Below are 12,891 nucleotides of genomic sequence, written 5' to 3' on the forward strand. Positions count from 1 at the left end.
GGGCTGGAAAATTCCAGTCTAAACGGAGTTTTCGGCATGAAAAAAGTCGACGTTCACGCAGGCGCAGATCGCCTTCATTCTGCGGCAGACCGGGGAGGGAGCGCCGGTTCCCGAGGTCTGCCGGAAGGCGCGCATCGCGAACTGATCGGCAAGAAATACCGCTTTGCGAGGCCGGGACTGGAAGAGACGCCGTGGCGGACGAAGGAGGTCACCGTCGGCGATCCCTTCGGCAACCGCCTGACCTTCTACGAGGACACGCCCACCCCCGGAGTCATAGATCCGGCGTGATACCCGCTTGGATACCAGCCTGGCCGGTGAGCATGAACGCCTCGCGGATCGCCTGTTCCATGCTGTCGATGGCTTCGCCGGAAACGCTCGGATTGCGGTGCAGAACGACATTCGAGGAATCGATGTCGCCGAAGCCGTCGGCTGCGCCGAGCTCGCGGCAGCCGGCGGGAATGTTGCTGCGGGAGATCGGCGCGATCGCCAGGCCCGAGGTCACGGCGAGCGTGAGGCCGCCATTGGTGTCGCTGGTATAGGCGACGCGGTAGCCGACGCCGCGCTGCTCCAGCGACTTGATGGCGAAGTCGCGGCACCAGCCACCACGGTTGTAGAGCGCGATCGGCACCGGCCGCTCCTCATGCATGTGATGGATGGCCGACGTGACCCAGACCGTCGGATCGTGCATCAGCACCTCGCCGCCCGACAGACCTTCCCATTCGAACACCACGGCGAGATCGAGCTGGCCCGCCGCCAGCGCCCGCATCTGCGAGTCGGAATGGGCGTAGCGCACCGTAACCTCGACCTGCGAATGACGCTTGGCGAAGGCGCCGAGCGCGCGCGACAGAATCGAATGGCCATATTCGGCCGGAATGCCGATTCGGACTGGACCGTCGAGCGGCGGCGCCACCAGCGAGGCCGCCGTCTCGTCGAGCAGCGAAACGATGCGCCTGGCATTGACGATCAATTCGCCGCCGCGTCGCGTCAGCGAAACACCACGCGAGCCGCGCTCGAACAGGCTGTCGCCGACCATGCTTTCGAGCTTCTTCATCTGCATGGAGACCGCCGACTGGGTGCGGCCGGCCTGTTCCGCCGCCTTGGTGAAATTGCCGGTTTCGGCCACAGCGACGAAGGTGCGCAGGAGGTCGCTGTCGAGGGTAGGCTTCATCGCATTTCGCCATAAGAATTTTTGATTGCTGGCATCATTCCAATTCGTTTGCAACATGTCAAACGCCGGCCGATAGTCGCCTCTCCCATTGGATATGCGACCGCGAAATCGGTTGCGGACCAATCGAAGAGTCCTCACTCATACCCGCCACCCGAAAACGGTGGCGGGTTCTTTTTACTGGTACGCAGTGGCTCGCGGGGGGCCGAAGCATATGCAGAACCGGATGACGCTTGGCATCCTGAGCCTCTGTCTGGGCGTCTTGGTCTTTTCGCTGCAGGACCCGCTCGTCAAGGCGGTATCGGGCGCCTATCCGGTAACCGAGGTGATGGCGATCCGCGCGATCGTCGCTCTTCCCATACTGATCGTTCTCGTCCACGCCGATGTTGGATTACGGGCCTTGCTGTCGCGGCGCTTCGGCCTGCTGACGTTGCGCGCCTTCATCCAGTTCTCGTCCTACACGGTCTACTATCTGGCGATCGCCGCCCTGCCGCTGGCCGACGCGGTGGCGCTTTATTTCATGGCGCCGCTGTTCATCATGGCCCTCGCCGGCCCCTATCTCGGCGAGCGCGTGTCATGGCAGACGCTGGCGACCGTTCTGATCGGCCTGGTCGGCGTTCTGGTGATGCTGCGCCCCGGCGCCGGATTGTTCGACTGGGCGGCCCTGCTCTCGCTCGGCTCGGCGGCGCTCTACGGTTTTTCGCAACTTATTGCGCGCAGGATCGGCGATACCGAATCGTCGACGGTGATGGCCTTCTACCAGAACGGCGCCTATCTCACTGGCGCCATCGTGGTCGCCGGCGCGTTTCACCTCGCCGGCATCACCCATGCGGTCCATCCGAGCCTCGAATTCCTGGTGCGGCCATGGGTGTGGCCGGCGCTGCCGGACTTCCTCAAGATGGCCGCCTGCGGCTTCGTCGCCTCGGCCGGCATGATCCTCTTGTCGCAGGGCTACCGGCTGGCGCCGGCCAACCGCGTCGCCACCTTCGAATACACTGGCATCCTCTGGTCGCCGCTCTGGGGTTTTCTGTTCTTCGCCGAGATACCCAAGGGAACAACGATGCTAGGTGCAGCGCTGATCATCGGCGCCGGCTTGTTGGCGCTTAACGCTAGCCGGCGTAGGCAGACGGCGACCGTACTTACCGCGAGCGGCGATCCAGCCTGAAGCCTTTTCAGGCGAAACAGCTGAGCGCGCGTCCAACGCGGGCGCGAATCTCGGCCAGCGTGAACGGCTTCTGCACGACGTCGAGAATGATGCTGTTCAGTTCCTCGGCGCGCTCGCGCTGGTCGGCATAGCCGGTCATCAGCATGATCTTCATCGCCGGGAACAGCGTCGCTGCAGCGGTCGCCATCTCGATACCGTCCATGTCCGGCATGCGGATGTCGGAAACCACCAGATCGTAGCCGCCACGGGCCTGCTGGATCAGCGCCAGCCCTTGTGCGCCGTCGGCGGCGACGGCCACGCTGTGCCCATCGCGTTCAAGCGCGCGGGCGGCGAGAGTGCGGACGGACTCATCGTCCTCGACGATCAGAAGCTTTGCCATGGGCGGCATATTTGGCGGTGAAAAGTTGACTTTTCCTGAACCGCGAACGGCTTTTATGCATCCCCTTTCACGACGCCTACGAACGGCAATTCGCGAAAGGCGTGCGCGACATCCATGCCGTAGCCGACGACGAAATAGTCGGGGCAGTCGAAGCCGACATAATCGGCGTTGAGCGCCGTCTGGCGACGCATGCGCTTGTCGAGCAGCACGGCGATCGAACAGCTTTTGGCGCCACGCGACAGCATCAGGTCGCGGGTGAAGGAGAGTGTCTTGCCGGATTCGAGAATGTCGTCGATCAGAAGCACGTCGCGGCCAGAGACCTCATTGTCGATGTCGCGCAGCACCCTCACCTCGCCGCTGGTGGTGCCGGCGCCATAGCTGGAAATGAAGATGAACTCGACCTCCGGCGACAGGCCGACATCGTGCATGGCGCGGATGAGGTCGGCGGCGAAGATGAAGGACCCCTTCAGCACCGAAATCACCAGGAGATCATGGTAATCGTGACCGGCTATCTCCTTGGCGAGTTCGAGATTGCGCCGGGCGATCGCCGACGCCGAAAACAGGACCTCGATGTCCTTGCCACGCACAACTGGCATTTTGGCCCTCCAGGCGCTCCGCCTACAGGGCCACGACCTTTTGGGCCTGCGGAAGCGCTGTAGACCTTTTTGATTTTGCACACGATCCCAGGAAACCGGTTCCTGGATCGAGCCTTAGCCGGCGAATGTGACCGATACGGCCTTGACCCCGTTTCTAGGCACATCGAGGCGGCTGGAAAAGCCGAATCTTTCGCCGGGCGCCAAGGACCGGCTGGATGTCCCCAGCGTATAGCGCGTTACCTGGCTGTCATTGCCGGTGACCCGGATCTCCAGAGGCGGCAACGGCGCGGCCTTCGCCCCATCATTGGCCGCTTCGCCATCCACGAATAGCACCGGCTTCGGCCCCGAAGCGTCGATGCGGGAGGTGACGCTCGAGATGCTGAGTGCGACACCGGCTGGCTGCTCGGCGGCCCAGAACGGCGATTGGCGCACCAGAACGTGGCCGCCCGAGACCCAGAAGGCGGCAAGTGCTGCACTGACGCCGGCGATCCAGAAGATCGGCCCGCCCCGCGATGCCGGCCGCCGCTCTGCAGCGGCTTCGGGTTTGCGCAGCATCTCCATGCCTTCGATCGGCGGCGGAGCGGCTACGTGCGGTTGCGGTTTGGCGGCCGAGGCTTCCGCATTGGCGGTGAAGCGCGGCAGCACCTCATAATCGGCATCGACGACGTCGGCCGAAGCATCGCGCGCAAAGCGTTCCGGCGCGGCATTTGATGCCGTGCCGGTCATGATTTCGCCGGAAACGGGGCGCGCGGTTCGATCTTCAGCCATTATGGCCCTTGTTTAGTCTTCGTTTCTTTTGCGTAAACGGAAATGGTTAACGCTTCCCCACCGGAACCGCTGTGACGAACCGAAAAACACCGAAAATTAACCGACGGTTAACCATGCCGGCCGATGGTCTTATAAGAGAAAAGGCAGGCGTTTCGCCGCCGCAAGTTTCAGGTCGTCGAACGTGATCCGCTTCGAAAATGTCGGCCTCCGCTATGGCATGGGTCCGGAAATCCTCCGCGACATTTCCCTGCACATTCCGGAGCGCTCCTTCCAGTTCCTGAGCGGCCCGTCGGGCGCCGGCAAGACGACGCTGCTGCGCCTTCTGTTCATGTCGCTGAAGCCGACGCGCGGGCTGATCACCATCTTCGGCAAGGACCGCTCGCGCATTTCGCGCAGCGAGCTGCCGCATCTGAGGCGGCGCATCGGCGTGGTGTTCCAGGATTTCCGTCTGCTCGACCACATGACCACCTATGAGAACGTGGCCTTGCCGCTGCGCGTACGCGGGCGCGAGGAAGCGAGCTATCGCACCGACGTCACCGAGCTGTTGAAATGGGTCGGCCTCGGCGAGCGCATGCATGTGCTGCCGCCGGTGCTGTCGGGTGGCGAGAAGCAGCGCGCGGCGATCGCGCGTGCGCTGATCGAGCAGCCCGAGATCCTGCTTGCCGACGAGCCGACCGGCAATGTCGACCCGCCGCTGGCACGCCGGCTTCTACGGCTATTCATCGAGCTCAACCGTCTCGGCACCGCGGTGGTGATCGCAACCCACGACCTCGGCCTGATGGAGCAGGTCGACGCGCGCCGCATGATCCTGGCCGGCGGAAGGTTGGACGTCTATGACTGAACTTTCCGTCGAACACCTTCACGAACAGCCCACCGAGATGGCCGGAGCGGTGCAGCGCGTGCAGCGCAAGATGGCGCCAATCGTGCCGGCGCAGAACATTGCCGGCCGGGCGCTGGTGCTGGTCATCGCCATCATGACCTTCCTGTCCTGCCTGACCTTCGGCGCGGTAACGCTGGTGCGCGACACCGCTTCGGTCTGGGAGAACCAGATCTCGCGCGAGGCGACGATCCAGATCAAGCCTGTCGACGGCCTCGACATGGAAGCGGCCCTTGCCCAGGCCTCGCAGATCGCCGGCGAATTCCCCGGCGTGAAGGAGACCAAGATCATCGACCGCGACGCCACCGCCCGGCTCTTGGAGCCATGGCTGGGCTCGGGCCTGAACATCGACGAATTGCCGGTGCCGCGCCTGGTCATCGTCACCATCGACGAGGACAACCCGCCCGATTTCGCCGCCATGCGCGCCGCGATCACACCCAAGCTGCCGAGTGCCGCACTCGACGATCATCGTACCTGGGTCGACCGGCTGGTGGCCATGGCCCGCACGACGGTGACCATCGGCATCGCCGTGCTGGCGCTGATGCTGTCGGCCACCGTGCTGACGGTGGTGTTCGCGACGCGCGGCGCCATGGCAGGCAACGGCCACATCATCGAGGTGCTGCATTTCGTCGGCGCCGAGGCGCGCTTCATTGCGCGCGAATTCCGCTGGCACTTCCTGGTCACCGGCATGAAGGGTGCCGCCGCCGGCGGGGCCGCCGCCATTCTGGTATTCATCGTCTTTTCCTGGTGGTCGTCGCGCAACATGGCAACGCCGCAGGCCGACCAGGCGACCGCCCTGTTCGGCAATTTCGCCATCGGATCGGCAGGCTATCTCGGCGTCGGCCTGATGGTCCTGGTAATCGGCGCGCTGACAGCGGCGACGTCGCACGCCACCGTGGTCACCTATCTCAGCGACATCGACATCCGTCAGCCAGACGCGGGCTGATGCATGGGATGGCGGCATGCATGAAACGAAACGGGCTCAGGAACGATCACGGGTAGAAAACTGACGTAACGCAATGTGCGCTTTTTTTCCTATCAAAGGCCACATTTCAGGATTAACCATAGGATGATGGACGCGAGGGACTCAACCGGAACGGCTGGACAGATGCCAGTGGTTGGTTCCCTTTTGCATGCCCGAGGCAGGCCGAGCCGATTGGCAAGAGCCCTGCGCATCTCCGCTTTCTCCATTCTTGCGCTGGCCGCATTGTTTGCCGGCGGCTTCGGCTGGTTCGCCAGCACCGTCAGCCATATGACGACCCCGGCCAATCCGGCCAAGGCCGACGCCATCATCGTGTTAACCGGTGGCCAGTCGCGCCTCGACGCCGCGATGGACCTGCTGGCCTCCGGCAAGGGTGAGCGGCTGCTGATCAGCGGCGTCCACCCTTCGGCCAGCCGCCGCCAGCTCCAGGCTGCAACCGGCGGCGACAAGGCGCTGTTTTCCTGCTGCGTCGACATCGACCGCGCCGCGCTCGACACGATCGGCAACGCCGAGGAGAGCGCTAAATGGGTGGAGAGCCACGCCTACGGCACCGTCATCCTCGTCACCAACAACTATCACATGCCGCGCAGCCTGCTGGAGATGAGCCGGTTGCTGCACGGCGCCAGGCTCGAACCCTACCCGGTGGTCAACACCAATCTCGGCAATGGCGGCTGGCTGACCAAGCCGGAGGCGCTGCGCGTACTTTTGACCGAGTACAGCAAATATGTGCTGGCGCTGGCGCGCGGCATCGTGCCGGCTCGCCAGACCGGCAGCATCGCGGTGGCGCAAGCCGCGACAGCGCATGACTGAGCGCTGCTCGAGCAATTCCAGGAAAAGTGTGAAACGGTTTTCCGTCCGGAATTGCGTCAAAACAAAGAGATAGAGCGGTCATGCGTTTCCGCGAAACGATGAACCGCTCTGGCAGACATCAATCTGCGGCAGCAGTGCCCAGGGCGGCGCGCAGGCCGGCAATCTCCGCTTCGAGACGTTCTATGCGCTGGTCGCGCTCGGCCAGTGCGGCTGCCACGTCGGCCGCCTCGAAGCGCTGCGGAATGTGTTGCGGGCAATTGGCGTCCCAGGCCGACACCGTGAACAGGATGACCTGCTCGGGACGCGCCTTGTAGCCCCCGGGCATCAGCTTCGCCATCAGGTCGGCGTCGTCCTCGACGATGCGGGCCGTGCCCCAGATCTTGATGCGTTGCCTGCGGGCGTAGTCGATCAGGAACAGGAAAGCCCGAGAATTGTCGCTCAGATTGCCCTGGGTGATGAACTGCCTGTTGCCGGAGAAGTCGGCAAAGCCGATCGTGCGCTCGTCGAGCACGTTCAGAAACCCGGCGGGCCCGCCGCGATGCTGGATATAGGGCTGGCCCTCGCCGTTGGCCGTCGCCAGGAAAATGCTGGTCTGCGCCTCGATGAAACCGGCGAGATCGGGCGTGATCACTGCCTGCCAGCCGCCGCGCTCCTCGACGCGGGCATAGGCGTCGCGCGAACCCTTGCGGCTCTGGATCGCCTTGACGGTCGGTGTGAAGGCGACATCGCTGGTGAAGCTGTGAGCATTCATGAGAAGCCTCCTCGCGGCCGCACCCCTATGGCTATTGCCCACAGTAACTATGGCCTTCCATCTTTCGGATGTAGATGGCATATCTGCAATCTAACCTTCCATTTTTTGGGAGAATTATGGATCGTCTCGAGGCCATGTCGCTGTTCGTCGCCGCGGTGGAGGCCGGAAGCCTTTCCGCGGCGGGACGCCGTTTCGGCATTCCGCTGGCGACGGTCAGCCGCAAGGTCTCCGACCTGGAAAGACATCTGAAGACGCGTCTTTTGAACCGGTCGACGCGACGGCTGACGCTAACCGATGCCGGGCAGGCCTATCTGGCCGCATGCCGTCGCATTCTGGACGAGGTGGGCGAGGCCGAACGCAGCGCTGCCGGCGAATACAGCGCGCCCACCGGCGAACTGATCATCACCGCGCCCATCGTCTTTGGCCGACTGCATGTCCTGCCGGTCGTCACCGCCTTCCTCGCGGCCTACCCCGAAGTGGCGGTCCGGATGACGCTCGCCGACCGGATAACCCAGCTGGTCGAGGAGCATATCGACCTTGCCGTGCGTATCGGCGAACTGCCCGACTCCAGCCTGGTCGCCATCCGCGTCGGCTCGATCCGCCGCGTCGTCTGCGCGAGCCCAGCATATCTGGCCGCCCACGGCACGCCGCGAACTCCCGGGGATCTCGCCGGACGCAGCTGTATCACCTTCGAGAACCTCTCCGCTCCCGCCGCCTGGACCTTCGGTATGGGCAAGAGCGAACTTGCCATTCCGGTCCGCTCCCGGCTTCGGGTCAACACGGCGGAAGCCGCGATCGATGCCGCGGTCGCCGGTGTCGGGGTGACGAAGCTGCTGTCCTACCAGATCGCCGCCGAGGTGCGCTCCCGCACGCTATGCCCCATACTGCAGGAGTTCGAGCCGCCGCCATGGCCGGTAAGTCTCGTCCATGCCGGCCAGGGCCTGCTGCCGGTGAAACTGCGCTCGTTTCTCGATTTCGCCGCGCCGCGCCTGAAGGAGCGCCTTACGCAGGCCATGTGGTAGACGGATGGCGCGCGAGCCCGGGATCGCTCCCGGCATCGCGCGTTTCCTTTTTGCCCGCGCTTGGTGTAACCAACGCACACCTCCTCACCGGGCCCTTCCTGCATGCTCTATATCCGCTCGCTGGCGTTCAACTTCGTCTTCTACGTCAACCTGATCGTCCAGATGATCCTCTGGACCCCATATTACTTCCTGTCGCCGCGCCACCGTGCCTGGTTCGTGCCGAAATTCTGGTCCGGCACCTGCATGTGGCTCCACGACAAGATCGCCGGCACCAAGAGCGAGATCACCGGCCTGGAAAACCTGCCCGAGGGCTCGTTCATCCTGGCGCCGAAGCACCAGTCGTTCTGGGACGCCATCGCCTTTTTTCCTTTCCTTCAGGATCCCCTCTACATCCTGAAGCGGGAACTGACCTGGATCCCCTTCTTCGGCTGGTACATCATGAAGATGCGCATGATCCCTGTCGATCGCGGCAGCCGCTCCAAGGCGCTGAAGGCGGTGGTCTCCGCGACCAGGCAAGAGATGGCACGCAATCCGCGTCAGCTGATCATCTATCCCGAAGGCACGCGCCGCGCGCCGGGCGACGAGCCGGCCTACAAGTACGGCATCGTCGAGCTCTACACCCAGCTTGGCGTCCCCGTGGTGCCCGTGGCGCATGTTGCTGGCCTCTACTGGCCACGCCGCAAGTTCCTGCGCTACCCCGGCACCATCAAGGCTCGCTTCCTGCCGCCGATCCCGGCCGGGCTCGACAGGGAAGAGTTCATGGAGCGGCTGATCGGCGAGACGGAAGCCGCCTGCGATCAGCTCCTCGTCGAGGCCGCGCGCGCGCCAAACCCGCCGCCGATGCCGCCGACGGCGGTCAAGCGGCTGGCGGAACTCGGCGCGGCGAAGAAGGCGAAGGCCTGATTCCCGGCAGTCCCGCTGGTCGGCTTATGGCCATGCCGCCAGTGCCGTGGTCAGCACCAGCGTTGCCGCAAACACCAGATTGATGATCCGCGAAGCCAGCGGCTGACGCAGGAAGCGGGCGAATGCCGCCCCGGCGAGAAGCCACAGCGCATGGATGGCGACGATCATCAAGGCGAGGACCGCCAGCCTGGCCGAGATGCCGAGATCCCCGGCTCCCGACGAAGAGCCGGCGAGTACGGCGGCAATCGCCACATAGGCTTTCGGATTGGCCACGGCGAGCAGGAACCCGCCGAGGAAAGTGGGACGGGCAGCGCCACTGTCACGCGCGGCCAGCGGCGGCGCGGTCGCTATTCTGTAGGCAAGGTAGAGGATGTAGGCGGCGGAAGCGATCGCCAGCAGCGGCGCCAACGTCGGCATCGAGGCAAGCGCCGCCGTGATGCCGGTGGCGACCACCAGCAGCACGGCGATCGTGCCGGCGATGATCCCCGACGCATAGCGGAGCGAATCGCGCAGGCCGAACGCGGCGCCCACGGCGGTGACGCTGATCGTCGCCGGGCCCGGACTGCCCATGACGACGGTTGCCGCCAGCACCAATACCAGCAATTGCTGCCACTGCTGTGTATGCGAAAGAACCTCTGCGGCCATCTCGGCTTCCCGCATCTTGCCACGATGCGAAAAACGCTATGACGAGACAGCCCATCGCGTCTTGAACGATCGTGCGTCGGCGCAAGGCCGCCGGCGGCTATGCGCTCGCCTCGTCCAGCGCGGCCATATCGTCGGCGCCGAGCGCCAGCGATGCAGCGCGCACCAGGCTATCCATCTGGGCGAGCGTCGTGGCGCTGGCGATCGGCGCCGTAATGCCTGGCCGCGCCATCACCCAGGCTAGCGCCACCTCCGCCTGCTTGGCTGAATGGCGCTCGGCCACGGCATCGAGTGCTGAGAGGATGCGCATGCCGCGTGGATTGAGATAGTCCTTGACGCCGCCGCCGCGCTGGCTTTTGCCGAGGTCAGCCTCGCTGCGGTATTTGCCGCTCAGAAACCCCTTGGCGAGACCGTAATAGCTGATGACGCCGATGTCCTCCGCGAGGCAGAGATCGCGCAGCGAACCATCGAAGGATGAGCGGTCATAGAGATTGTAGGCCGGCTGCAGCGCTTCGTAGCGCGGCAGGCTGCGCAGGCTCGCCACATCCAGCGCCGCACGCAACTGGCCGGCATCGAGGTTGGAGCAGCCGGCATGGCGGATCTTTCCCTTGGCAAGCAGGCTCTGGTAGGCGCCAAGCGTTTCTTCGTAGGGCGTGGCCGGATCGGGCCAATGCGACAGATAGAGGTCGATCACATCGGTCTGCAGCCGCTTCAGCGACTGGTCGACTGCCTTTTCGATGTAGGCAGCGGAGAGATCCCGCCTGCCCTGACCCATGTCCGAGCCGACCTTGGTGATGACGATGATCTTGTCGCGGTTGCCGCGGCTTTTCATCCATTTGCCGATAATGGTTTCGGACTCGCCACCCTTGTTGCCGGCATGCCAGCGCGAATAGGCATCGGCCGTGTCTATGGCGTTGAGGCCGGCGCCGGCGAAGCGGTCGAGCAGGTCGAAGGAGGTCTTTTCGTCGGCGGTCCAGCCAAAGACATTGCCGCCCAGAACCAGCGGCGCGATGGAAAGGTCGGTACGACCGAGACGGCGTTTCTGCAAGATTGGCTCCATGATGCTGGAATGGGGCGGGTGAAACCCGAAGGATTCGGGGGCTGGAGCTAAGCTAGGTCTCGCCATGCCAAGGTCAAAGGCCTGGCTGCCCTTTCCTGCAGGCCAGCGCTTCACAAAGGTGAGAGGCGCCGGGCCACCTCTTCCAGCCAGTGGTCGCTTATGCCCAGCGCCTTCAGATGTTCCAGCGTGCTGAGCAGATAGTCCTCGTTCCTGCCGGACTGGCCGACGGCGCCGCGCACAATATCAGCCGCATGCGCTGCATCGAGCCCGCCGGCATACTGCTCATGCGCGCGGTCGACGATATAGGCGACCGCGGTAACCGTCTCGCCCCTGGTCGTGCCGTTCTTGTCGAGGCGGATATCGAGCGTGCGTTCGAGGTAGACACTGGTCACCAGTTCGCGCTCACGCAGATAGGTGAGCGCCTCGTCGCGCAACTCGCCGGGCACGCGAAACGCCAGCCCGACGCAGGAGCCGCCACGGTCGAGGCCGAGCACAACGCCCGGCCGCTCACGCGTGCCGCGATGCACGAAGGAATGGACGCAGAGCGACCGGCGGTAGCCGTAAAGACGGGCGCGCCGCGTTTCGACATGCGCGAATCCCGGTCGCCAGATCAGCGACCCATAGCCAAAAACCCAAAAATCGCCCATATCGCCAAGCCTGATTGCACGAGAGTGACGACTCCAAATCGGAATCGGTGTTTTTCCGTCTATCTGCTTGTTGCCTAAACGACAGTCCACCCGCAACACGCGGCGTTAATGAAAGCTGCAGCATGACGTCAAGTGACGAGCGCCCGCCGAACTTTCGCCGCCGGCTGTTCTGGCTTGCCGCATTCATTGCCGTGCTGTTCGCCATCTATAGCGGCGGCTGGTTCTATCTGGCCGACCGCGTCAGGAGTGAGGCCGACAAGGCGGTGGCCGCGCTCAACGGCAACGGCATCGAGGCCGGCTGCTCCAACCTGACCGTCAGCGGCTATCCGTTCAGCTTCGCGGTCTCCTGCGACACGCTCGCCTATGAGGACGACACCAGGAATGTCGCCGCCTCGACCGGCAGCTTCAATGCCGTCGCGCAGATCACCCGGCCTCTGTCGCCGGTCGCCAACCTGCGCGGGCCGCTCAGGACCTCCGTGCCGGGCATGACACCGCTCTGGATCGACTGGGATAAGTTGCAGGCAGACGTCAAACTCTCCTGGCCGCTGCCCCGGCGCATTGCGCTGAAGGCGGAGGGGCTGTCCGGCCAGACCGACCCGATCGACGACACCGATCCGGTCGAGCTCTTCAGCGCAGGGACGGCGGCTGGAGAGCTGCGTCCGAACGGCCAGGACCTCGATTATCTCGGGAATTTTGGCGATCTTGAAATCGACTCAGACGCATTCGGCGGCCGCGTGCTGCCGGCGCTCGACGGCAGCGGCGAGGCGACGCTGAGGAACGGCGTCGCTCTGATCGGGAAGCAGGTAAAGAGCCTGCGCGGCCAGGCCGTCGACATCGCCAAGCTGGACCTCTCGTCAGGCAACGCGCGGGTTACGGTCTCCGGACCGCTGTCGGTCGATGCCGAGGGTCTGATCGACGCCGATCTGACGATCAGGCTGAAAGATCCCAAGGCGGTGGCGGCAATCCTCGGCGCCGCCATCCCCGAGCGCAAGAGCGAGATCGAACAGGGTTTTGCCGGCCTGGCAATGCTTGGCAACGAACCGTCGATGCCGCTCCGGATCGTCAAGGGCAAGGCGTCGCTCGGCTTCATCCCGCTAGGCAAGATCAAGCCGGTCGATTAGGAA

At 64.3% G+C, this 12,891-nt stretch carries 16 protein-coding genes; 8 read left to right on the forward strand and 8 right to left on the reverse strand.

The window, feature by feature from the left end; translation table 11 throughout:
- Positions 1-36 precede the first annotated feature (36 nt).
- Positions 37-288 carry a glyoxalase superfamily protein gene (locus ACSQ3Z_RS24610; RefSeq protein ID WP_436173833.1) on the forward strand — a complete coding sequence of 84 codons (252 nt, stop codon included), beginning with the start codon at positions 37-39 and terminating at the stop codon, positions 286-288.
- On the opposite strand, the gene ACSQ3Z_RS24615 is transcribed toward ACSQ3Z_RS24610, so the two are convergent.
- Entirely contained in the window at positions 272-1,168 is an 897-nt protein-coding gene (locus ACSQ3Z_RS24615) for a LysR substrate-binding domain-containing protein (protein WP_436173834.1), read from the reverse strand. The two genes, ACSQ3Z_RS24610 and ACSQ3Z_RS24615, sit on opposite strands and share 17 nt — an antisense overlap.
- Before the next feature lie 211 nt (positions 1,169-1,379).
- Here ACSQ3Z_RS24615 and ACSQ3Z_RS24620 point away from each other — a divergent pair, with 211 nt between their 5' ends.
- Entirely contained in the window at positions 1,380-2,330 is a 951-nt protein-coding gene (locus ACSQ3Z_RS24620) for a DMT family transporter (RefSeq protein WP_436173835.1), read from the forward strand.
- A gap of 7 nt (positions 2,331-2,337) precedes the next feature.
- Here the strand turns inward: ACSQ3Z_RS24620 and ACSQ3Z_RS24625 are convergent, their stop codons facing one another.
- The 3 genes from ACSQ3Z_RS24625 to ACSQ3Z_RS24635 form a co-directional block, all read right to left on the reverse strand.
- Positions 2,338-2,709, reverse strand: coding sequence for a response regulator (locus ACSQ3Z_RS24625; protein WP_436173836.1), 372 nt, complete (start codon positions 2,707-2,709; stop codon positions 2,338-2,340).
- 53 nt (positions 2,710-2,762) lie between these two features.
- The gene (hpt, locus tag ACSQ3Z_RS24630) at positions 2,763-3,305 is read right to left on the reverse strand and encodes a hypoxanthine phosphoribosyltransferase (RefSeq protein WP_436173837.1); all 543 of its coding nucleotides are present in this window, start codon (positions 3,303-3,305) and stop codon (positions 2,763-2,765) included.
- A gap of 114 nt (positions 3,306-3,419) precedes the next feature.
- Complete coding sequence (locus ACSQ3Z_RS24635) at positions 3,420-4,076, reverse strand: hypothetical protein (RefSeq protein WP_436173979.1); 657 nt, start codon at positions 4,074-4,076, stop codon at positions 3,420-3,422.
- 178 nt (positions 4,077-4,254) lie between these two features.
- On the opposite strand from ACSQ3Z_RS24635, the gene ftsE reads away from it, so the two are divergent.
- The 3 genes from ftsE to ACSQ3Z_RS24650 all read left to right on the forward strand — a co-directional run bounded on the left by ftsE (position 4,255) and on the right by ACSQ3Z_RS24650 (position 6,742).
- The gene (gene ftsE, locus ACSQ3Z_RS24640; protein ID WP_006200215.1) at positions 4,255-4,914 is read left to right on the forward strand and encodes a cell division ATP-binding protein FtsE; all 660 of its coding nucleotides are present in this window, start codon (positions 4,255-4,257) and stop codon (positions 4,912-4,914) included.
- Positions 4,907-5,896 carry a cell division protein FtsX gene (locus ACSQ3Z_RS24645; protein ID WP_436173838.1) on the forward strand — a complete coding sequence of 330 codons (990 nt, stop codon included), beginning with the start codon at positions 4,907-4,909 and terminating at the stop codon, positions 5,894-5,896. The genes ftsE and ACSQ3Z_RS24645 overlap by 8 nt, the downstream gene beginning before the upstream one ends.
- Before the next feature lie 123 nt (positions 5,897-6,019).
- A complete protein-coding gene (locus ACSQ3Z_RS24650; RefSeq protein ID WP_436173839.1) occupies positions 6,020-6,742 on the forward strand; it encodes a YdcF family protein in 723 nt (240 codons plus the stop codon).
- Positions 6,743-6,860: 118 nt separating this feature from the next.
- Here the strand turns inward: ACSQ3Z_RS24650 and ACSQ3Z_RS24655 are convergent, their stop codons facing one another.
- On the reverse strand, positions 6,861-7,493 hold the full coding sequence (locus ACSQ3Z_RS24655; RefSeq protein WP_436173840.1) for a pyridoxamine 5'-phosphate oxidase family protein: 633 nt from the start codon (positions 7,491-7,493) through the stop codon (positions 6,861-6,863).
- Positions 7,494-7,609: 116 nt separating this feature from the next.
- On the opposite strand from ACSQ3Z_RS24655, the gene ACSQ3Z_RS24660 reads away from it, so the two are divergent.
- Together ACSQ3Z_RS24660 and ACSQ3Z_RS24665 are read left to right on the forward strand one after the other, a co-directional pair.
- The gene (locus ACSQ3Z_RS24660; protein ID WP_436173841.1) at positions 7,610-8,515 is read left to right on the forward strand and encodes a LysR family transcriptional regulator; all 906 of its coding nucleotides are present in this window, start codon (positions 7,610-7,612) and stop codon (positions 8,513-8,515) included.
- Between the two features lie 102 nt (positions 8,516-8,617).
- Positions 8,618-9,418 carry a lysophospholipid acyltransferase family protein gene (locus ACSQ3Z_RS24665; RefSeq protein WP_436173842.1) on the forward strand — a complete coding sequence of 267 codons (801 nt, stop codon included), beginning with the start codon at positions 8,618-8,620 and terminating at the stop codon, positions 9,416-9,418.
- Between the two features lie 24 nt (positions 9,419-9,442).
- Here ACSQ3Z_RS24665 and ACSQ3Z_RS24670 read toward each other — a convergent pair whose 3' ends face one another.
- From ACSQ3Z_RS24670 to ACSQ3Z_RS24680, 3 genes are all read right to left on the reverse strand, one after another.
- A complete protein-coding gene (locus tag ACSQ3Z_RS24670) occupies positions 9,443-10,063 on the reverse strand; it encodes a LysE family translocator (RefSeq protein ID WP_436173843.1) in 621 nt (206 codons plus the stop codon).
- A gap of 97 nt (positions 10,064-10,160) precedes the next feature.
- The gene (locus tag ACSQ3Z_RS24675) at positions 10,161-11,108 is read right to left on the reverse strand and encodes an aldo/keto reductase (RefSeq protein WP_436173844.1); all 948 of its coding nucleotides are present in this window, start codon (positions 11,106-11,108) and stop codon (positions 10,161-10,163) included.
- Positions 11,109-11,230: 122 nt separating this feature from the next.
- A complete protein-coding gene (locus ACSQ3Z_RS24680) occupies positions 11,231-11,767 on the reverse strand; it encodes a gamma-glutamylcyclotransferase (protein WP_436173845.1) in 537 nt (178 codons plus the stop codon).
- Between the two features lie 122 nt (positions 11,768-11,889).
- Between ACSQ3Z_RS24680 and ACSQ3Z_RS24685 the strand changes: the two genes are divergently transcribed.
- Complete coding sequence (locus ACSQ3Z_RS24685; protein ID WP_436173846.1) at positions 11,890-12,888, forward strand: DUF2125 domain-containing protein; 999 nt, start codon at positions 11,890-11,892, stop codon at positions 12,886-12,888.
- The last annotated feature ends 3 nt before the right edge of the window (positions 12,889-12,891 follow it).

The sequence above is a fragment of the Mesorhizobium sp. LjNodule214 genome, from assembly GCF_964252735.1.
GTDB lineage: Bacteria > Pseudomonadota > Alphaproteobacteria > Rhizobiales > Rhizobiaceae > Mesorhizobium.